We start from the raw sequence: 25,039 nt of genomic DNA on the forward strand, positions 1-25,039 counted from the left end.
GACTAATTAGGCAAAATTCATCTATTAGCAAAGCGTTCTCTGGCAAGCCTGGTCTATACAACGGTAACGCTTTCTCATATTTGGGCTGGCAGTATTTACGCTGTGGTTCGCTATCTCTTTGATCTGCGGCAAATTGACACCCTTATTATGCAACTGTACTGGCTGCCGACGGCCGCGAACTGTCACAAGGCCCAGGTTCTGCGTGGCCTCCAGACACCGTCTGGCCCCCTTTAGGCAAGGTTTATGCTTCTGAAAAAGCTATTATTTGAGCGAGCGGAAGGTGATTTGTAAATTGACGCTCGAATTTTGACAATTGCCGATGAAAGGGTGTCCTGACCCATCCGATACCATCACCTAAGCGCCGAGAAAGATGCTCTAAATGTCGCGCTGAGCGCGCTTTAGGTGATGTATGGCACTTGTCCCTAATAAGCACATGGTTAATATGCGAATATCAATGTGACATTACATTGCCGATTGTTTAGGATGGCAGAATGCGGGTCAATAGTTTGGCATTCAGTCGAGCCTAATAAGTCGTAGACGGAATATTGACGCCGGTAAGCGTCGAAAGATCATCAACATAGTTCCGCCTGAAGTGGTCTGCGAGTGCCGCTCTGGCAGGGAAGTACCTATCGGGTCACACGGAGAGTCCAATGAGCAGCGTTGTAGCCATCGTCAAAAGTATTGTTGGCCAGGTTATTGCGGTATCCCCTGAGGGCATTCGGCGTGTTCTGATCGAAGGAGACCGCCTGCTGGTCGGTGAGGAAGTGCTCACTGGCCCAGGCGGTGCAATTACTTTGGAACTGGCCGATGGCCGTTTGCTGGATCTGGGTCGAGACAGCCAGTGGAGCGCTGATGCGCCGGACAGCAGCACCGACCTGAGTCAGGCTACCGCGCAGGCCGCGCCGTCGGTGGAAGAGCTGCAACAGGCGATCGCTGCCGGTGTCGACCCGACTACCGAACTTGAGGCGACTGCGGCTGGCCCGTCGTCGTCGGGCGGTGGTGGCGCACTTGGCGGTGGCCACAGCTTTGTCATGCTCGAAGAAACCGCAGGCCGGGTCGACCCTACCGTCGGCTTTCCGACTGATGGGCTGGGCTTTGCTGCCGTGCTCGATGGCGAAGAGGTTGGCGTGCTGGATACCACCAGCAACAACCAGGTGACTACACCGACGACCGACACCAACGTTTCTACTGACCTGGTTCTTGACGCTACCTCTTCCATCAGCGAGGCGGGTGGCGTAATCGTTTATACCGCTACAGTTGGCCAGGCGCCGGCCACAAACCTGTTGGTCACCCTGTCCAACGGTGCCGTGATTGTGATTCCGGCCGGGCAGACCACTGGTAGCGTAAACGTCGTGGTCCCCGCGAACGATACCCCATATATCGACGGTGGCCAGATTTCGGCGACCGTAACGGGCACCACCGGGGGCAGCGGGCTGACAGTGATTGTGCCGCAAACACCAGCGGTTACTCAGGTTACCGATACCGTCGACACCACCACTGCGACCCTGACGGCCACTCCGTCGGTGACCGAAGGCGGGGTGATCACCTACACCGTGACCCTGAGCAACCCTGCCCAGACCCCGGTGACCGTGACCCTGTCCAACGGCCAGACCATCACCGTCGAAGCTGGCAAGACCCAGGGCAGCGTTGACTTCGAGACCCCGGCGAACGACGTCTACAACAACGGCTCGACCGTTAGCGTGACCATCGAAAGCGCCACCGGCGGCAACTTCGAACAGCTGACGCCGAATCCGACCCCGGCCCAGACCACGATCAACGACTCGGTCGATACCACCACCGCAACGCTGACCGCTTCGCCAAGCGTCACTGAAGGCGGCGTGATCACCTACACCGTGACCCTGAGCAACCCTGCCCAGACCCCGGTAACCGTGACCCTGTCCAACGGCCAGACCATCACTGTCGAAGCCGGCAAGACCCAGGGCAGCGTCGACTTCGAGACCCCGGCGAACGACGTCTATAACAACGGCTCGACTGTCAGCACCACGATTACCGGTGCCACCGGCGGCAACTTCGAACAGCTGACGCCGAATCCGACCCCGGCGCAGACCACGATCAACGACTCGGTCGATACCACCACCGCGACCCTGACGGCCACTCCGTCGGTGACCGAAGGCGGCGTGATCACCTACACCGTGACCCTGAGCAACCCTGCCCAGACCCCGGTAACCGTGACCCTGTCCAACGGCCAGACCATCACTGTCGAAGCCGGCAAGACCCAGGGCAGCGTTGACTTCGAGACCCCGGCGAACGACGTCTATAACAACGGCTCGACTGTCAGCACCACGATTACCGGTGCGACCGGCGGCAACTTCGAGCAACTGACGCCGAACCCGACCCCGGCCCAGACCACGATCAACGACTCGGTCGACACCACCACTGCGACCCTGACGGCCACTCCGTCGGTGACCGAAGGCGGCGTGATCACCTACACCGTGACCCTGAGCAACCCGGCCCAGACCCCGGTGACCGTGACCCTGTCCAACGGCCAGACCATCACCGTTGAAGCTGGCAAGACCCAGGGCAGCGTCGACTTCGAGACCCCGGCGAACGACGTCTATAACAACGGCTCGACTGTCAGCACCACGATTACCGGTGCCACCGGCGGCAACTTCGAACAGCTGACGCCGAACCCGACCCCGGCCCAGACCACGATCAACGACTCGGTCGACACCACCACTGCGACCCTGACGGCCACTCCGTCGGTGACCGAAGGCGGCGTGATCACCTACACCGTGACCCTGAGCAACCCTGCCCAGACCCCGGTAACCGTGACCCTGTCCAACGGCCAGACCATCACCGTTGAAGCTGGCAAGACCCAGGGCAGCGTCGACTTCGAGACCCCGGCGAACGACGTCTATAACAACGGCTCGACTGTCAGCACCACGATTACCGGTGCCACCGGCGGCAACTTCGAACAGCTGACGCCGAATCCGACCCCGGCGCAGACCACGATCAACGACTCGGTCGATACCACCACCGCGACCCTGACGGCCACTCCGTCGGTGACCGAAGGCGGCGTGATCACCTACACCGTGACCCTGAGCAACCCGGCCCAGACTCCGGTGACCGTGACCCTGTCCAACGGCCAGACCATCACCGTTGAAGCTGGCAAGACCCAGGGCAGCGTCGACTTCGAGACCCCGGCGAACGACGTCTATAACAACGGCTCGACTGTCAGCACCACGATTACCGGTGCCACCGGCGGCAACTTCGAACAGCTGACGCCGAACCCGACCCCGGCCCAGACCACGATCAACGACTCGGTCGACACCACCACTGCGACCCTGACGGCCACTCCGTCGGTGACCGAAGGCGGCGTGATCACCTACACCGTGACCCTGAGCAACCCGGCCCAGACTCCGGTGACCGTGACCCTGTCCAACGGCCAGACCATCACCGTCGAAGCCGGCAAGACCCAGGGCAGCGTCGACTTCGAGACCCCGGCGAACGACGTCTATAACAACGGCTCGACTGTCAGCACCACGATTACCGGTGCCACCGGCGGCAACTTCGAACAGCTGACGCCGAATCCGACCCCGGCGCAGACCACGATCAACGACTCGGTCGATACCACCACCGCGACCCTGACGGCCACTCCGTCGGTGACCGAAGGCGGCGTGATCACCTACACCGTGACCCTGAGCAACCCTGCCCAGACCCCGGTAACCGTGACCCTGTCCAACGGCCAGACCATCACCGTTGAAGCTGGCAAGACCCAGGGCAGCGTCGACTTCGAGACCCCGGCGAACGACGTCTATAACAACGGCTCGACTGTCAGCACCACGATTACCGGTGCCACCGGCGGCAACTTCGAACAGCTGACGCCGAATCCGACCCCGGCGCAGACCACGATCAACGACTCGGTCGATACCACCACCGCGACCCTGACGGCCACTCCGTCGGTGACCGAAGGCGGCGTGATCACCTACACCGTGACCCTGAGCAACCCGGCCCAGACTCCGGTGACCGTGACCCTGTCCAACGGCCAGACCATCACCGTTGAAGCTGGCAAGACCCAGGGCAGCGTCGACTTCGAGACCCCGGCGAACGACGTCTATAACAACGGCTCGACTGTCAGCACCACGATTACCGGTGCCACCGGCGGCAACTTCGAACAGCTGACGCCGAACCCGACCCCGGCCCAGACCACGATCAACGACTCGGTCGACACCACCACTGCGACCCTGACGGCCACTCCGTCGGTGACCGAAGGCGGCGTGATCACCTACACCGTGACCCTGAGCAACCCTGCCCAGACCCCGGTAACCGTGACCCTGTCCAACGGCCAGACCATCACCGTTGAAGCTGGCAAGACCCAGGGCAGCGTCGACTTCGAGACCCCGGCGAACGACGTCTATAACAACGGCTCGACTGTCAGCACCACGATTACCGGTGCCACCGGCGGCAACTTCGAACAGCTGACGCCGAACCCGACCCCGGCCCAGACCACGATCAACGACTCGGTCGACACCACCACCGCGACCCTGACGGCCACTCCGTCGGTGACCGAAGGCGGCGTGATCACCTACACCGTGACCCTGAGCAACCCGGCCCAGACTCCGGTGACCGTGACCCTGTCCAACGGCCAGACCATCACCGTTGAAGCTGGCAAGACCCAGGGCAGCGTCGACTTCGAGACCCCGGCGAACGACGTCTATAACAACGGCTCGACTGTCAGCACCACGATTACCGGTGCCACCGGCGGCAACTTCGAACAGCTGACGCCGAATCCGACCCCGGCCCAGACCACGATCAACGACTCGGTCGATACCACCACCGCAACGCTGACCGCTTCGCCAAGCGTCACCGAAGGCGGCGTGATCACCTACACCGTGACCCTGAGCAACCCGGCCCAGACCCCGGTGACCGTGACCCTGTCCAACGGCCAGACCATCATTGTCGAAGCCGGCAAGACCCAGGGCAGCGTCGACTTCGAGACCCCGGCGAACGACGTCTATAACAACGGCTCGACCGTTAGCGTGACCATCGAGAGCGCCACCGGCGGCAACTTCGAGCAACTGACGCCGAATCCGACCCCGGCCCAGACCACGATCAACGACTCGGTCGACACCACCACTGCGACCCTGACGGCCACTCCGTCGGTGACCGAAGGCGGCGTGATCACCTACACCGTGACCCTGAGCAACCCGGCCCAGACTCCGGTGACCGTGACCCTGTCCAACGGCCAGACCATCACCGTTGAAGCTGGCAAGACCCAGGGCAGCGTCGACTTCGAGACCCCGGCGAACGACGTCTATAACAACGGCTCGACTGTCAGCACCACGATTACCGGTGCGACCGGCGGCAACTTCGAGCAACTGACGCCGAACCCGACCCCGGCCCAGACCACGATCAACGACTCGGTCGATACCACCACCGCGACCCTGACGGCCACTCCGTCGGTGACCGAAGGCGGCGTGATCACCTACACCGTGACCCTGAGCAACCCTGCCCAGACCCCGGTGACCGTGACCCTGTCCAACGGCCAGACCATCACCGTCGAAGCCGGCAAGACCCAGGGCAGCGTCGACTTCGAGACCCCGGCGAACGACGTCTATAACAACGGCTCGACCGTTAGCGTAACCATCGAGAGCGCCACCGGCGGCAACTTCGAGCAACTGACGCCGAACCCGACCCCGGCCCAGACCACGATCAACGACTCGGTCGATACCACCACCGCAACGCTGACCGCTTCGCCAAGCGTCACTGAAGGCGGCGTGATCACCTACACCGTGACCCTGAGCAACCCTGCCCAGACCCCGGTAACCGTGACCCTGTCCAACGGCCAGACCATCACTGTCGAAGCCGGCAAGACCCAGGGCAGCGTCGACTTCGAGACCCCGGCCAACGACGTCTACAACAACGGCTCGACCGTTAGCGTGACTATCGAAAGCGCCACCGGCGGCAACTTCGAGCAACTGACGCCGAATCCGACCCCGGCCCAGACCACGATCAACGACTCGGTCGACACCACCACTGCGACCCTGACGGCCACTCCGTCGGTGACCGAAGGCGGCGTGATCACCTACACCGTGACCCTGAGCAACCCGGCCCAGACTCCGGTGACCGTGACCTTGTCCAACGGCCAGACCATCACCGTCGAAGCTGGCAAGACCCAGGGCAGTGTCGACTTTGAGACCCCGGCCAACGACGTCTACAACAACGGCTCGACCGTTAGCGTGACTATCGAAAGCGCCACCGGCGGCAACTTCGAACAGCTGACGCCGAACCCGACCCCGGCCCAGACCACGATCAACGACTCGGTCGACACCACCACTGCGACCCTGACGGCGACTCCGTCGGTGACCGAAGGTGGGGTGATCACCTACACCGTGACCCTGAGCAACCCGGCTCAGACTCCGGTGACCGTGACCCTGTCCAACGGCCAGACCATCACCGTCGAAGCCGGCAAGACCCAGGGCAGCGTCGACTTCGAGACCCCGGCCAACGACGTCTACAACAACGGCTCGACCGTTAGCGTGACCATCGAGAGCGCCACTGGCGGTAACTTCGAACAGCTGACGCCGAATCCGACCCCGGCGCAGACCACGATCAGCGACTCGGTCGACACCACCACCGCGACCCTGACCGCGACCCCTTCGGTGACCGAAGGCGGGGTGATCACCTACACCGTGACCCTGAGCAACCCTGCCCAGACCCCGGTGACCGTGACCCTGTCCAACGGCCAGACCATCACCGTTGAAGCTGGCAAGACCCAGGGCAGCGTCGACTTCGAGACCCCGGCGAACGACGTCTATAACAACGGCTCGACCGTTAGCGTGACCATCGAGAGCGCCACCGGCGGCAACTTCGAACAGCTGACGCCGAATCCGACCCCGGCCTCGACCGTCATTAACGACAGCATCGATACCATCACTGTTAGCATCGTCGGCAATGGCAGTGTGACTGAAGATCAGCAGCCTTCCTTCACTGTGAAGGTAAGCCAAGCGCTGGACCGGCCACTTACCGTAACCCTGTCAAACGGTGACACCGTGACCATTGAGGCCGGTAAAACCGAAGTCGAGTACAAGACCTCGGCCCAGGGCGACGATGTCTTCAAGGACGGCGGCTCTATCACCCTTGGCGTAACCGACGCGGCTGTTTCAGGCGCCACCTTTGAGAAGCTCACCTTGGGTGAGCCGGCTACCGTTGAAATCTCGGATACCATCAGCGAGGTTGTGGCCAAGCTGACCGCGACCCCTTCGGTGACCGAAGGCGGCGAGATCACTTACACCATCACGCTGACCAACAAAGACGGTCTGCCGATCAACAATCACGGTGCACTGACCTTCACGCTGAGCGACGGCACCACCGTCATCACCGTGCCGGCCAACGGCACCACCGGTTCGGTCACCGTCACTGCCCCGGACAACGTCTACACCGGCACCAACGACGCGGTGGTCAAATCGATCGCTTCGGTCACCGGCGCTGATGTCGGCAAGTTCGAGCAACTGACCCTGGACAAGACTCCGGTCAGCACCAGCGTCACCGATGAGCCTGGCACCCCGGGCAATGAAGGCGACCTGGTACAGGTCACCATCACCGCCGACCAGGCATCGGTGGCGGAGAACGTCAAACCGACGTTCACCGTGCACCTCAACCAGGCACTGGACCACGACCTGGTCGTGACCCTGAGCAACAACGCCCAGGTCACCATCAAGGCGGGTGAAACCAGCGCCCCGTACACCCATGCGGCGCAGGGCGACGACGTCTACAACGACGCCGGCCAGATCAGCCTGGGCATCAGCTCGGCTGTTGACGCTACCGGTGCGACTTTCGAGAACCTGCAACTGGGCGGCAACGCCACGGTCCAGGTGACCGACACCACCGACGAAGTGGTGGCCAAGCTGACCGCGACCCCTTCGGTGACCGAAGGCGGCGAGATCACCTACACCGTGACCTTGACCAACAAAGATGGTCTGCCGATCAATAACCACTCGGCCCTGACCTTCACGCTGAGCGACGGTACCACCGTCATCACCGTACCGGCCAATGGCACCACCGGCTCGGTCACTGTGACCGCTCCGGACAACGTGTATGTGGGTGCTAACGATCCGGTCGTGAAGGCCATCGCGACCGTTGATGGTGCAGACGTCGGCAAGTTCGAACAGCTGACCCTGGACAAGACCCCGGTCAGCACCACCGTCACCGATGAGCCTGGCACCCCGGGCAACGAAGGCGACCTGGTACAGGTCACCATCACCGCCGACCAGGCATCGGTGGCCGAGAACGTCAAACCGACCTTCACCGTGCACCTCAACCAGGCACTGGACCACGACCTGGTCGTGACCCTGAGCAACAACGCGCAGGTCACCATCAAGGCGGGTGACACCAGCGCCCCGTACACCCATGCGGCGCAGGGCGACGACGTCTATAACGACGCCGGCCAGATCAGCCTGGGCATCAGCTCGGCTGTAGACGTTGATGGTCGTACCTTCGAGAACCTGCAACTGGGCGGCAATGCCACGGTTCAAGTTACTGACACCATCAGTGAAGTTGTAGCCACACTGACGGCAACCGAGACCGTAACCGAAGGTGGCCAGATCACCTACACCGTGACACTGACCAGCAAAGATGGCCTGCCGATCAGCAACCACTCGGCCCTGACCTTCACGCTGAGCGACGGCAAGACCTCAATCACCGTGCCTGCCAATGGCATCACAGGCTCGGTCACCGTGGCTGCTCCCGACAATGTATATACCGGTGTGAATGCACCGGTCGAGCAGAGCCTGAAATACGTCAGTGGCGCTGATGCGTGGAAATTCGAGCAGCTTACGCTGGATCAAACCAAGGTCAGTACCGAGGTCACCGATGAACCTGGTTCGGGTACTCCAGGTACCGACAACCAAGGCGATGTGGTCAAGGTCACCATCACGGCCGACCAGGCTTCGGTCGCCGAGGATGTCAAACCGAGCTTCACCGTGCATATAAACACTGCACTGGATCATGACCTTGTCGTGACCCTGAGCAACGATGCACAGGTCACTATCAAAGCCGGTCAAACTTCGAGCGAACCTTATGTCCACGCGGCGCAGGGCGACGATGTCTACCTGGACGGCGGCGAAATTTCCCTAGGCATCAAGTCGGCGGCGGATATTGACGGTCGTACCTTCGAAAACCTGCAACTCGGCGAGCAAGCTTCGGTCAAGGTTACCGACACAATCGACGAGGTTGTAGCAAAACTGACTGCGACTGAGTCTGTCAGCGAAGGTGGGCAGATCACCTATACCGTGACACTGACCAACAAAGACGGCTTGCCGATCAATAACCACTCGGCCCTGACCTTCACGCTGAGCGACGGCACCACCGTCATCACCGTGCCGGCCAATAGCACCACTGGTTCGGTCACTGTGACCGCTCCGGATAATGTCTATAGCGGTGCGAACACTCCGGTCGAGAATAGCCTGAAATACGTCAGTGGCGCTGATGCGTGGAAATTCGAGCAGCTGACTCTGGATGAAACCAAGGTCAGCACCACCGTCACCGATGAGCCTGGCACCCCGGGCAACGAAGGCGACCTGGTACAGGTCACCATCACCGCCGACCAGGCATCGGTGGCCGAGAACGTCAAACCGACCTTCACCGTGCACCTCAACCAGGCACTGGACCACGACCTGGTCGTGACCCTGAGCAACAACGCGCAGGTCACCATCAAGGCGGGTGACACCAGCGCCCCGTACACCCATGCGGCGCAGGGCGACGACGTCTACAACGACGCCGGCCAGATCAGCCTGGGCATCAGCTCGGCTGTTGACGCTACCGGTGCGACTTTCGAGAACCTGCAACTGGGCGGCAACGCCACGGTTCAAGTTACTGACACCATCAGTGAAGTTGTAGCCACACTGACGGCAACCGAGACCGTAACCGAAGGTGGCCAGATCACCTACACCGTGACACTGACCAGCAAAGATGGCCTGCCGATCAGTAACCACTCGGCCCTGACCTTCACGCTGAGCGACGGCAAGACCTCAATCACCGTGCCTGCCAATGGCATCACAGGCTCGGTCACCGTGGCTGCTCCCGACAATGTATATACCGGTGTGAATGCACCGGTCGAGCAGAGCCTGAAATACGTCAGTGGCGCTGATGCGTGGAAATTCGAGCAGCTTACGCTGGATCAAACCAAGGTCAGTACCGAGGTCACCGATGAACCTGGTTCGGGTACTCCAGGTACCGACAACCAAGGCGATGTGGTCAAGGTCACCATCACGGCCGACCAGGCTTCGGTCGCCGAGGATGTCAAACCGAGCTTCACCGTGCATATAAACACTGCACTGGATCATGACCTTGTCGTGACCCTGAGCAACGATGCACAGGTCACTATCAAAGCCGGTCAAACTTCGAGCGAACCTTATGTCCACGCGGCGCAGGGCGACGATGTCTACCTGGACGGCGGCGAAATTTCCCTAGGCATCAAGTCGGCGGCGGATATTGACGGTCGTACCTTCGAAAACCTGCAACTCGGCGAGCAAGCTTCGGTCAAGGTTACCGACACAATCGACGAGGTTGTAGCAAAACTGACTGCGACTGAGTCTGTCAGCGAAGGTGGGCAGATCACCTATACCGTGACACTGACCAACAAAGACGGCTTGCCGATCAATAACCACTCGGCCCTGACCTTCACGCTGAGCGACGGCACCACCGTCATCACCGTGCCGGCCAATAGCACCACTGGTTCGGTCACTGTGACCGCTCCGGATAATGTCTATAGCGGTGCGAACACTCCGGTCGAGAATAGCCTGAAATACGTCAGTGGCGCTGATGCGTGGAAATTCGAGCAGCTGACTCTGGATGAAACCAAGGTCAGCACTACCGTCACCGATGAGCCTGGCACCCCGGGCAATGAAGGCGATCTGGTTCAGGTCACCATCACCGCCGACCAGGCATCGGTGGCCGAGAACGTCAAACCGACGTTCACCGTGCACCTCAACCAGGCACTGGACCACGACCTGGTCGTGACCCTGAGCAACAACGCCCAGGTCACCATCAAGGCGGGTGACACCAGCGCCCCGTACACCCATGCGGCGCAGGGCGACGACGTTTACAACGACGCCGGCCAGATCAGCCTGGGCATCAGCTCGGCTGTAGACGCTACCGGTGCGACTTTCGAGAACCTGCAACTGGGCGGCAACGCCACGGTCCAGGTGACCGACACCACCGACGAAGTGGTGGCCAAGCTGACCGCGACCCCTTCGGTGACCGAAGGCGGCGAGATCACCTACACCGTGACCTTGACCAACAAAGACGGTCTGCCGATCAACAATCACGGCGCATTGACCTTCACGCTGAGCGATGGCACCACCGTCATCACCGTGCCGGCCAACGGCACGACTGGTTCGGTCACTGTGACCGCGCCGGACAACGTGTATGTGGGTGCTAACGATCCGGTCGTGAAGTCCATCGCGACCGTTGATGGTGCAGACGTCGGCAAGTTCGAACAGCTGACCCTGGACAAGACTCCGGTCAGCACCAGCGTCACCGATGAGCCAGGCACCCCGGGCAATGAAGGCGACCTGGTTCAGGTCACCATCACCGCCGACCAGGCATCGGTGGCCGAAAACGTCAAACCGACATTCACCGTGCACCTCAACCAGGCACTGGACCACGACCTGGTCGTGACCCTGAGCAACAACGCCCAGGTCACCATCAAGGCGGGGGATACCAGCGCCCCGTACACCCATGCGGCGCAGGGCGACGACGTCTATAACGACGCCGGCCAGATCAGCCTGGGCATCAGCTCGGCTGTAGACGTTGATGGTCGTACCTTCGAGAACCTGCAACTGGGCGGCAACGCCACGGTCCAGGTGACCGACACCACCGACGAAGTGGTGGCCAAGCTGACCGCGACCCCTTCGGTGACCGAAGGCGGCGAGATCACTTACACCATCACGCTGACCAACAAAGACGGTCTGCCGATCAACAATCACGGTGCACTGACCTTCACGCTGAGCGACGGCACCACCGTCATCACCGTGCCGGCCAACGGCACCACCGGTTCGGTCACCGTCACTGCCCCGGACAACGTCTACACCGGCACCAACGACGCGGTGGTCAAATCGATCGCTTCGGTCACCGGCGCTGATGTCGGCAAGTTCGAGCAACTGACCCTGGACAAGACTCCGGTCAGCACCAGCGTCACCGATGAGCCTGGCACCCCGGGCAATGAAGGCGACCTGGTACAGGTCACCATCACCGCCGACCAGGCATCGGTGGCGGAGAACGTCAAACCGACGTTCACCGTGCACCTCAACCAGGCACTGGACCACGACCTGGTCGTGACCCTGAGCAACAACGCCCAGGTCACCATCAAGGCGGGTGACACCAGCGCCCCGTACACCCATGCGGCGCAGGGCGACGACGTCTATAACGACGCCGGCCAGATCAGCCTGGGCATCAGCTCGGCTGTAGACGTTGATGGTCGTACCTTCGAGAACCTGCAACTGGGCGGCAACGCCACGGTTCAGGTGACCGATACCACCGACGAAGTGGTGGCCAAGCTGACCGCGACTCCTTCGGTGACCGAAGGCGGCGAGATCACTTACACCATCACGCTGACCAACAAAGACGGTCTGCCGATCAACAATCACGGTGCACTGACCTTCACGCTGAGCGACGGCACCACCGTCATCACCGTGCCGGCCAACGGCACCACCGGTTCGGTCACCGTCACTGCCCCGGACAACGTCTACACCGGCACCAACGACGCGGTGGTCAAATCGATCGCTTCGGTCACCGGCGCTGATGTCGGCAAGTTCGAGCAACTGACCCTGGACAAGACTCCGGTCAGCACCAGCGTCACCGATGAGCCAGGCACCCCGGGCAATGAAGGCGATCTGGTTCAGGTCACCATCACCGCCGACCAGGCATCGGTGGCCGAGAACGTCAAACCGACCTTCACCGTGCACCTCAACCAGGCACTGGACCACGACCTGGTCGTGACCCTGAGCAACAACGCGCAGGTCACCATCAAGGCGGGTGACACCAGCGCCCCGTACACCCATGCGGCGCAGGGCGACGACGTCTACAACGACGCCGGCCAGATCAGCCTGGGCATCAGCTCGGCTGTTGACGCTACCGGTGCGACTTTCGAGAACCTGCAACTGGGCGGCAACGCCACGGTTCAGGTGAGCGATACCACCGACGAAGTGGTGGCCAAGCTGACCGCGACCCCTTCGGTGACCGAAGGCGGCGAGATCACTTACACCGTGACCTTGACCAACAAAGACGGCTTGCCGATCAATAACCACTCGGCCCTGACCTTCGCGCTGAACGACGGCAAGACTTTCATCACCGTACCGGCCAACGGCACCACGGGTTCGGTCACCGTCACTGCCCCGGACAACGTCTACACCGGCGCCAACGACGCGGTGGTCAAATCGATCGCTTCGGTCACCGGCGCTGATGTCGGCAAGTTCGAGCAACTGACCCTGGACAAGACTCCGGTCAGCACCACCGTCACCGACGAGCCTGGCTCGGGTGTGCCGGGGACTGGTAACCAGGGCGACCTGGTACAAGTCACCATCACTGCCGACCAGGCATCGGTGGCCGAGAACGTCAAACCGACCTTCACCGTGCACCTCAACCAGGCACTGGACCACGACCTGGTCGTGACCCTGAGCAACAACGCGCAGGTCACCATCAAGGCGGGTGAAACCAGCGCCCCGTACACCCACGCAGCGCAGGGCGACGACGTCTACAACGACGCCGGCCAGATCAGCCTGGGCATCAGCTCGGCTGTAGACGTTGATGGTCGTACCTTCGAGAACCTGCAACTGGGCGGCAACGCCACGGTTCAGGTGGCCGACACCACCGACGAAGTGGTGGCCAAGCTGACCGCGACTCCTTCGGTGACCGAAGGTGGCGAGATCACCTACACCATCACGCTGACCAACAAAGACGGCTTGCCGATCAATAACCACTCAGCCCTGACCTTCACGCTGAGCGACGGCACCACCGTCATCACCGTACCGGCCAACGGCACGACTGGTTCGGTCACTGTGACCGCTCCGGACAACGTGTATGTGGGTGCTAACGATCCGGTCGTGAAGTCCATCGCGACCGTTGATGGTGCAGACGTCGGCAAGTTCGAGCAACTGACCCTGGACAAGACTCCGGTCAGCACCAGCGTCACCGATGAGCCTGGCACCCCGGGCAATGAAGGCGATCTGGTTCAGGTCACCATCACCGCCGACCAGGCATCGGTGGCCGAGAACGTCAAACCGACCTTCACCGTGCACCTCAACCAGGCACTGGACCACGACCTGGTCGTGACCCTGAGCAACAACGCCCAGGTCACCATCAAGGCGGGGGATACCAGCGCCCCGTACACCCATGCGGCGCAGGGCGACGACGTCTACAACGACGCCGGCCAGATCAGCCTGGGCATCAGCTCGGCTGTTGACGCTACCGGTGCGACTTTCGAGAACCTGCAACTGGGCGGCAACGCCACGGTTCAGGTGACCGATACCACCGACGAAGTGGTGGCCAAGCTGACCGCGACTCCTTCGGTGACCGAAGGCGGCGAGATCACCTACACCATCACGCTGACCAACAAAGACGGCTTGCCGATCAATAACCACTCAGCCCTGACCTTCACGCTGAGCGACGGCACCACCGTCATCACCGTGCCGGCCAATGGCACGACTGGTTCAGTCACTGTCACTGCCCCGGACAACGTCTACACCGGCACCAACGACGCGGTGGTCAAATCGATCGCCTCGGTCACCGGCGCTGATGTCGGCAAGTTCGAGCAACTGACCCTGGACAAGACCCCGGTCAGCACCACCGTCACCGATGAGCCTGGCACCCCGGGCAACGAAGGCGATCTGGTTCAGGTCACCATCACCGCCGACCAGGCATCGGTGGCCGAGAACGTCAAACCGACGTTCACCGTGCACCTCAACCAGGCACTGGACCACGACCTGGTCGTGACCCTGAGCAACAACGCCCAGGTCACCATCAAGGCGGGTGACACCAGCGCCCCGTACACCCATGCGGCGCAGGGCGACGACGTTTACAACGACGCCGGCCAGATCAGCCTGGGCATCAGCTCGGCTGTAGACGCTACCGGTGCGACTTTCGAGAACCTGCAACTGGGCGGCAACGCCACGGTCCAGGTGACCGACACCACCGACGAAGTGGTGGCCAAGCTGACCGCGACCCCTTCGGTGACCGAAGGCGGCGAGATCACCTACACCGTGACCTTGACCAACAAAGACGGTCTGCCGATCAACAATCACGGCGCATTGACCTTCACGCTGAGCGATGGCACCACCGTCATCACCGTGCCGGCCAACGGCACGACTGGTTCGGTCACTGTGACCGCGCCGGACAACGTGTATGTGGGTGCTAACGATCCGGTCGTGAAGTCCATCGCGACCGTTGATGGTGCAGACGTCGGCAAGTTCGAACAGCTGACCCTGGACAAGACTCCGGTCAGCACCAGCGTCACCGATGAGCCAGGCACCCCGGGCAATGAAGGCGACCTGGTTCAGGTCACCATCACCGCCGACCAGGCATCGGTGGCCGAAAACGTCAAACCGACATTCACCGTGCACCTCAACCAGGCACTGGACCACGACCTGGTCGTGACCCTGAGCAACAACGCCCAGGTCACCATCAAGGCGGGGGATACCAGCGCCCCGTACACCCATGCGGCGCAGGGCGACGACGTCTATAACGACGCCGGCCAGATCAGCCTGGGCATCAGCTCGGCTGTAGACGTTGATGGTCGTACCTTCGAGAACCTGCAACTGGGCGGCAACGCCACGGTCCAGGTGACCGACACCACCGACGAAGTGGTGGCCAAGCTGACCGCGACCCCTTCGGTGACCGAAGGCGGCGAGATCACTTACACCATCACGCTGACCAACAAAGACGGTCTGCCGATCAACAATCACGGTGCACTGACCTTCACGCTGAGCGACGGCACCACCGTCATCACCGTGCCGGCCAACGGCACCACCGGTTCGGTCACCGTCACTGCCCCGGACAACGTCTACACCGGCACCAACGACGCGGTGGTCAAATCGATCGCTTCGGTCACCGGCGCTGATGTCGGCAAGTTCGAGCAACTGACCCTGGACAAGACTCCGGTCAGCACCAGCGTCACCGATGAGCCTGGCACCCCGGGCAACGAAGGCGATCTGGTTCAGGTCACCATCACGGCCGACCAGGCGTCGGTGGCGGAGAACGTCAAACCGACGTTCACCGTGCACCTCAACCAGGCACTGGACCACGACCTGGTCGTGACCCTGAGCAACAACGCCCAGGTCACTATCAAAGCGGGTGACACCAGCGCCCCGTACACCCATGCGGCGCAGGGCGACGACGTCTATAACGACGCCGGCCAGATCAGCCTGGGCATCAGCTCGGCTGTAGACGTTGATGGTCGTACCTTCGAGAACCTGCAACTGGGCGGCAACGCCACGGTTCAGGTGACCGACACCACCGACGAAGTGGTGGCCAAGCTGACCGCGACTCCTTCGGTGACCGAAGGCGGCGAGATCACTTACACCATCACGCTGACCAACAAAGATGGTCTGCCGATCAATAACCACTCAGCCCTGACCTTCACGCTGAGCGACGGCACCACCGTCATCACCGTACCGGCCAACGGCACCACGGGTTCGGTCACCGTCACTGCCCCGGACAACGTCTACACCGGCACCAACGACGCGGTGGTCAAATCGATCGCTTCGGTCACCGGCGCTGATGTCGGCAAGTTCGAGCAACTGACCCTGGACAAGACTCCGGTCAGCACCAGCGTCACCGATGAGCCAGGCACCCCGGGCAATGAAGGCGATCTGGTTCAGGTCACCATCACCGCCGACCAGGCATCGGTGGCCGAGAACGTCAAACCGACCTTCACCGTGCACCTCAACCAGGCACTGGACCACGACCTGGTCGTGACCCTGAGCAACAACGCGCAGGTCACCATCAAGGCGGGTGACACCAGCGCCCCGTACACCCATGCGGCGCAGGGCGACGACGTCTACAACGACGCCGGCCAGATCAGCCTGGGCATCAGCTCGGCTGTTGACGCTACCGGTGCGACTTTCGAGAACCTGCAACTGGGCGGCAACGCCACGGTTCAGGTGAGCGATACCACCGACGAAGTGGTGGCCAAGCTGACCGCGACCCCTTCGGTGACCGAAGGCGGCGAGATCACTTACACCGTGACCTTGACCAACAAAGACGGCTTGCCGATCAATAACCACTCGGCCCTGACCTTCGCGCTGAACGACGGCAAGACTTTCATCACCGTACCGGCCAACGGCACCACGGGTTCGGTCACCGTCACTGCCCCGGACAACGTCTACACCGGCGCCAACGACGCGGTGGTCAAATCGATCGCTTCGGTCACCGGCGCTGATGTCGGCAAGTTCGAGCAACTGACCCTGGACAAGACTCCGGTCAGCACCACCGTCACCGACGAGCCTGGCTCGGGTGTGCCGGGGACTGGTAACCAGGGCGACCTGGTACAAGTCACCATCACTGCCGACCAGGCATCGGTGGCCGAGAACGTCAAACCGACCTTCACCGTGCACCTCAACCAGGCACTGGACCACGACCTGGTCGTGACCCTGAGCAACAACGCGCAGGTCACCATCAAGGCGGGTGAAACCAGCGCCCCGTACACCCACGCAGCGCAGGGCGACGACGTCTACAACGACGCCGGCCAGATCAGCCTGGGCATCAGCTCGGCTGTTGACGCTACCGGTGCGACTTTCGAGAACCTGCAACTGGGCGGCAACGCCACGGTTCAGGTGACCGATACCACCGACGAAGTGGTGGCCAAGCTGACCGCGACTCCTTCGGTGACCGAAGGCGGCGAGATCACCTACACCATCACGCTGACCAACAAAGACGGCTTGCCGATCAATAACCACTCAGCCCTGACCTTCACGCTGAGCGACGGCACCACCGTCATCACCGTGCCGGCCAATGGCACGACTGGTTCAGTCACTGTCACTGCCCCGGACAACGTCTACACCGGCACCAACGACGCGGTGGTCAAATCGATCGCCTCGGTCACCGGCGCTGATGTCGGCAAGTTCGAGCAACTGACCCTGGACAAGACTCCGGTCAGCACCAGCGTCACCGATGAGCCTGGCACCCCGGGCAATGAAGGCGACCTGGTACAGGTCACCATCACCGCCGACCAGGCATCGGTGGCGGAGAACGTCAAACCGACGTTCACCGTGCACCTCAACCAGGCACTGGACCACGACCTGGTCGTGACCCTGAGCAACAACGCGCAGGTCACCATCAAGGCGGGTGACACCAGCGCCCCGTACACCCATGCGGCGCAGGGCGACGACGTCTACAACGACGCCGGCCAGATCAGCCTGGGCATCAGCTCGGCTGTTGACGCTACCGGTGCGACTTTCGAGAACCTGCAACTGGGCGGCAACGCCACGGTTCAGGTGAGCGATACCACCGACGAAGTGGTGGCCAAGCTGACCGCGACCCCTTCGGTGACCGAAGGCGGCGAGATCACTTACACCGTGACCTTGACCAACAAAGACGGCTTGCCGATCAATAACCACTCGGCCCTGACCTTCGCGCTGAACGACGGCAAGACTTTCATCACCGTACCGGCCAACGGCACCACGGGTTCGGTCACCGTCACTGCCCCGGACAACGTCTACACCGGCACCAACGACGCTGTGGTCAAATCGATCGCTTCGGTCACCGGCGCTGATGTCGGCAAGTTCGAGCAACTGACCCTGGACAAGACTCCGGTCAGCACCACCGTCACCGACGAGCCTGGCTCGGGTGTGCCGGGGACTGGTAACCAGGGCGACCTGGTACAAGTCACCATCACCGCCGACCAGGCATCGGTGGCCGAAAACGTCAAACCGACATTCACCGTGCACCTCAACCAGGCACTGGACCACGACCTGGTCGTGACCCTGAGCAACAACGCCCAGGTCACCATCAAGGCGGGGGATACCAGCGCCCCGTACACCCACGCGGCGCAGGGCGACGACGTCTACAACGACGCCGGCCAGATCAGCCTGGGCATCAGCTCGGCTGTAGACGTTGATGGTCGTACCTTCGAGAACCTGCAACTGGGCGGCAACGCCACGGTTCAGGTGACCGATACCACCGACGAAGTAGTGGCCAAGCTGACCGCGACTCCTTCGGTGACCGAAGGCGGCGAGATCACTTACACCATCACGCTGACCAACAAAGATGGTCTGCCGATCAATAACCACTCGGCCCTGACCTTCACGCTGAGCGATGGCACCACCGTCATCACCGTGCCGGCCAACGGCACCACCGGTTCAGTCACTGTCACTGCCCCGGACAACGTCTACACCGGCACCAACGACGCTGTGGTCAAATCGATCGCTTCGGTCACCGGCGCTGATGTCGGCAAGTTCGAGCAACTGACCCTGGACAAGACTCCGGTCAGCACCAGCGTCACCGATGAGCCAGGCACCCCGGGCAATGAAGGCGATCTGGTTCAGGTCACCATCACCGCCGACCAGGCATCGGTGGCCGAGAACGTCAAACCGACCTTCACCGTGCACCTCAACCAGGCACTGGACCACGACCTGGTCGTGACCCTGAGCAACAACGCCCAGGTCACCATCAAGGCGGGTGACACCAGCGCCCCGTACACCCATGCGGCGCAGGGCGACGACGTCTATAACGACGCCGGCCAGATCAGCCTGGGCATCAGCTCGGCTGTAGACGCTACCGGTGCGACTTTCGAGAACTTGCAACTGGGCGGCAACGCCACGGTTCAGGTGACCGATACCACCGACGAAGTGGTGGCCAAGCTGACCGCGACTCCTTCGGTGACCGAAGGCGGCGAGATCACCTACACCGTGACCTTGACCAACAAAGACGGTCTGCCGATCAATAACCACTCGGCCCTGACCTTCACGCTGAGCGACGGTACCACCGTCATCACCGTACCGGCCAATGGCACCACCGGCTCGGTCACTGTGACCGCGCCGGACAACGTGTATGTGGGTGCTAACGATCCGGTCGTGAAGGCCATCGCGACCGTTGATGGTGCAGACGTCGGCAAGTTCGAACAGCTGACCCTGGACAAGACCCCGGTCAGCACCAGCGTCACCGATGAGCCAGGCACCCCGGGCAATGAAGGCGACCTGGTTCAGGTCACCATCACCGCCGACCAGGCATCGGTGGCCGAGAACGTCAAACCGACCTTCACCGTGCACCTCAACCAGGCACTGGACCACGACCTGGTCGTGACCCTGAGCAACAACGCCCAGGTCACCATCAAGGCGGGTGACACCAGCGCCCCGTACACCCATGCGGCGCAGGGCGACGACGTCTATAACGACGCCGGCCAGATCAGCCTGGGCATCAGCTCGGCTGTAGACGTTGATGGTCGTACCTTCGAGAACCTGCAACTGGGCGGCAACGCCACGGTTCAGGTGACCGATACCACCGACGAAGTGGTGGCCAAGCTGACCGCGACTCCTTCGGTGACCGAAGGCGGCGAGATCACTTACACCATCACGCTGACCAACAAAGACGGTCTGCCGATCAACAATCACGGTGCACTGACCTTCACGCTGAGCGACGGCACCACCGTCATCACCGTGCCGGCCAACGGCACCACCGGTTCGGTCACTGTCACTGCCCCGGACAACGTCTACACCGGCACCAACGACGCGGTGGTCAAATCGATCGCTTCGGTCACCGGCGCTGATGTCGGCAAGTTCGAGCAACTGACCCTGGACAAGACTCCGGTCAGCACCAGCGTCACCGATGAGCCTGGCACCCCGGGCAATGAAGGCGACCTGGTACAGGTCACCATCACCGCCGACCAGGCATCGGTGGCGGAGAACGTCAAACCGACGTTCACCGTGCACCTCAACCAGGCACTGGACCACGACCTGGTCGTGACCCTGAGCAACAACGTCCAGGTCACCATCAAGGCGGGTGACACCAGTGCCCCGTACACCCACGCGGCGCAGGGCGACGACGTCTACAACGACGCCGGCCAGATCAGCCTGGGCATCAGCTCGGCTGTAGACGTTGATGGTCGTACCTTCGAGAACCTGCAACTGGGCGGCAACGCCACGGTTCAGGTGACCGATACCACCGACGAAGTAGTGGCCAAGCTGACCGCGAATCCTTCGGTGACCGAAGGCGGCGAGATCACCTACACCGTGACCTTGACCAACAAAGACGGTCTGCCGATCAACAATCACGGTGCCCTGACCTTCACGCTGAGCGATGGCACCACTGTCATCACCGTGCCTGCCAATGGCACCACCGGCTCGGTTACCGTCACTGCCCCGGACAACGTCTACACCGGCACCAACGACGCTGTGGTCAAATCGATCGCTTCGGTCAGCGGCGCTGGTGTCGGCAAGTTCGAGCAACTGACCTTGGACAAGACGCCGGTCAGCACCACCGTCACCGACGAGCCTGGCTCGGGTGTGCCGGGGACTGGTAACCAAGGTGATGTCACCACAGTCGGCATCAGCGGTAGCACATCGCTGACCGAAGGTGAAACCGGCCACTACACGCTGACATTGAGCAACCCGTCGAAGTCTGAGGTCACCATTACCCTCAGCTACACTGGCACCGCCAAGAATGGCGAGGACTTCACCGGTGTCGCCACCGTGAAGATCCCGGCCAACAGCACCGGCACCACATTTGACATCGTTACCATCGACGACAAACTGGTCGAGGCTACCGAGAACTTCACCGTGAAGATCGAAAGTGCCACTGGTGGCAGCTTCGAAAATCTGAAGGTCGACAGCAGCAATGCCAGCGTGACCACGTCCATCCTCGACAATGACCACTTGCCAGTTTCGCCGGGCGGTGCAGTCTTTGGTGTGGAAGACACCAGTTACGTGTTTGCCTGGAGTGATTTCAAGGTCACCGATGCCGATACCAACACTGGCTTGTCCGTGACCATTACCTCGCTCCCGGCCGCAGGTAGTCTGCAGTTCTTCAACGGGACTACGTGGGTGAATGTGACCGTCGGTCAGGTTGTCAGCCAGGCTGATATTACTGCCAACAACCTCAAGTTTGTCCCGGCTCTCAATCAGTCGGGTGCGGACAACTATGGCGGGAATGGCGTGGGTAACCAGCAGGCCGACTACGCGCAGTTCAAGTTCAAACCTAACGATGGCACCAACCTGGGCACTGAAGTGACCATGAAGGTCGACATCAGTCCGGTGGCCGATAAGCCAACCCTGAGCTTCGGTAGTGCCGAGGTCGAGTCCAAGGGCCTGACCAAGGAAGTGTGGACCAGCCTCAAAGGCCTGGGTACCGACGGTAGTGGTATTACTGGCGATGCCCTGAAGACGGTCTTTGCCAACTCCGGCAATGCCAACACCAGCAGCAGCACCTCCAACGTTCAGTCCGATGGCAGCGTCAGTGCTGGGACCGGCTCGAAAACCTCGGGTCTGATCTATCTGGAAGCCGGCAAGACCTACAACTTCAGTGGCACCGCTGACGACAGCTTCGTGGTCACCATCGGTGGCAAGACTGTGGTCACGGCCACCTGGGGCGCGGGTGGACAGGTTTCGGGCAGCTTTACCCCGAACACCAGTGGCTACTACCCGATCGAGGTCTATCATGCCAACCAGTCCGGGCCAGGTAGCTATGACCTGAACATCCAGGTCGGCTCGGGTGCTGTCACCGACCTGAGCAGCTCGAACATCAAGATGTACCAGAACGTGACCGAGATGGCCAACGCAGGCCTGGGCGTGTCCGACCTGCACACCGTCAATGGCCAGAGCTACTACGACGGCTACAAGCTCAATGAAGGGCCGGAAGGTGGCTCGGTGAAACTGGTCAGCATTTCTACCGCTTTGACCGACACCGATGGATCCGAGAGTTTGACCGTGACCCTCAGCGGTATTCCGAAAGGTACCGTGCTGAGCGATGGTGCAGGCAACACTGTCACGGTCGGCACTGGACCAGTCGATGTGACAGGCTGGAAACTGAGCAGCCTGACCCTGACACCACCGGCCTATTACAAAGGGTCGTTCGACGTTACCGTCACCTCGGTTGCAACTGAAAGCCTCGGCGGTTCGGCCATTACCACCGGCAATATCCCGGTTACCGTATACCCAGCGACCTACAAGGCCAGTGTGGGTACATCGGGCAGCGATACATTGAGTGGTAGCGAAGGCAACGACATCATCGTCGCCGACGTGTCTGGCCTGAACGTGGTCCAGGGCAAGAACTACAACATTGCCTTTATTGTCGACAGCTCGGGAAGTATGAGCGACAAGTCGATTTCGGACGCGAAAACGCAGCTGGCTTCGGTGTTCAACACGCTCAAGGCCAGCCTGGGCTCCGACACCTCGGGTACGGTCAACATTTTCCTGGTGGACTTCGACACCCAAGTCAAGCAGAACGTGGCGGTGAACCTTGCAGACCCGAATGCCTTGAGCAAGCTGCAGTCAGTGCTCAACTCCATGGCAAGCGGTGGCGGTACCAACTACGAAGACGTGTTCAAGGCCACGGCCAACTTCTTCAAGAGCACCATGGCCAGCAATAACGCCAATGCGGAGAACCTGACTTACTTCATCACTGACGGCAAGCCGACCTACTACCAGAGCGGGGAGAGTACCAACCCGCGACTGTGGACCAACGGCAAGTCGTTGGATGACGTGGTCAACGTCAACAACTACAAGCTCGGCGACACCTTCAGCGTGTGGGCCGACGCGACTCACAAGGTCGAGATCAGCAGCAGTGGAACGGTCAAGGTGCTGACCTACAGCGAGAACAAGAAAGGTGAGTTGGTGCTGCAGTCAACCAACACCGTCGGAACCCTGCATGCCCAGGGCGACGGCACCTACGAGTTCTCCAGCCTGGACGGCTCGGGCTACGGTGAATACTGGAACTATCAGGAATCGGCAGCAGGTACTACCGCGAGCTTCAACCTGCTCGGTGGCACCAATGGCGTGAGCAAAGTACAAGCCATCGGATTGAACAACGATGTCACACTGAACGACTTGAAGCCGTACGACTCTGCAGGCAAACCGCAGGCAGGCATTGACCCGTCCGATCTGGCCAAGGCGATTCTCGGTCATTCCGAGGCGATTCTGCCGGGTGCTGACAGTATTGATGGCGGAAACGGCAACGACATCATCTTCGGCGACCTGATCACTCTCAACGGTGTCGTCAGCGAGGGCTACCAGGCGCTGCAGACGTACGTGGCGCAGAAGAGCGGTGTCGAAGCGAGCTCCATCACCACCAACAATGTCCACCAGTACATTACCGAGCACTACACCGAGTTCGATATCTCCGGTGCCAACGATGGCCATGACCTCCTGTCCGGCGGCAATGGCAACGACATTCTCTTCGGCCAGGGCGGTAACGACACGCTTGATGGTGGTAAAGGTAACGACATTCTGCTGGGGGGAACTGGCAATGACACCCTGATCGGTGGCCAGGGTAACGATATCCTGATTGGCGGCAGCGGTAGCGACACCTTCGTGTGGAAGGCCGGCGATACCGGCAATGACGTTATCAAGGACTTCAAGGTGGCCGAAGGCGACCGGATCGACCTGAAAGATCTGCTTCAGGGCGAGAAGGGCAGCACCATCGACAACTACCTGAAGCTCACCACGGTGGAAGGCACGACGACGCTGCAGGTCAGCAGCGAAGGCAAGCTCAATGCCGCCGGTGGTATCGCCAACGCCGACGTGACCATCAAGCTGGAAGGGGTGAACTGGTCCAACACCACGATCAACTCGTTGATCAGCGGTGCTGACCCGACAATCATCATCCACAACAAGGACAGTTGATTACTGATGCGCTAGCGGGCTGCTCTGCAGCCCGATCGCCGGCAAGCCAGCTCCCACAGTAACTGTGCAGCTCGGGAGAGTTGTGCGGTTCTTGTGGGAGCTGGCTTGCTGGCGATTGGCCGCTCAGCGGCCATGGCACTTTCCTGGCATCCTGCGACAGCGCATACTCTGGCGCCGGGTCTGCGTGCCCGGTGATCTTTGCCTATGCTGCTGTCTACCACCAAGGAACCAATGTGACGAGGGACACCGCC

The 25,039-nt window shown here is 61.4% G+C and carries 1 protein-coding gene; it reads left to right on the top strand.

Annotated elements, in window-relative coordinates; translation table 11 throughout:
* Window positions 1-650 precede the first annotated feature (650 nt).
* Entirely contained in the window at window positions 651-24,788 is a 24,138-nt protein-coding gene (locus AC2T3R_RS00670; RefSeq protein WP_486744487.1) for an immunoglobulin-like domain-containing protein, read from the top strand.
* The last annotated feature ends 251 nt before the right edge of the window (window positions 24,789-25,039 follow it).

The organism is Pseudomonas sp. PVC-5-1 (assembly GCF_057444345.1).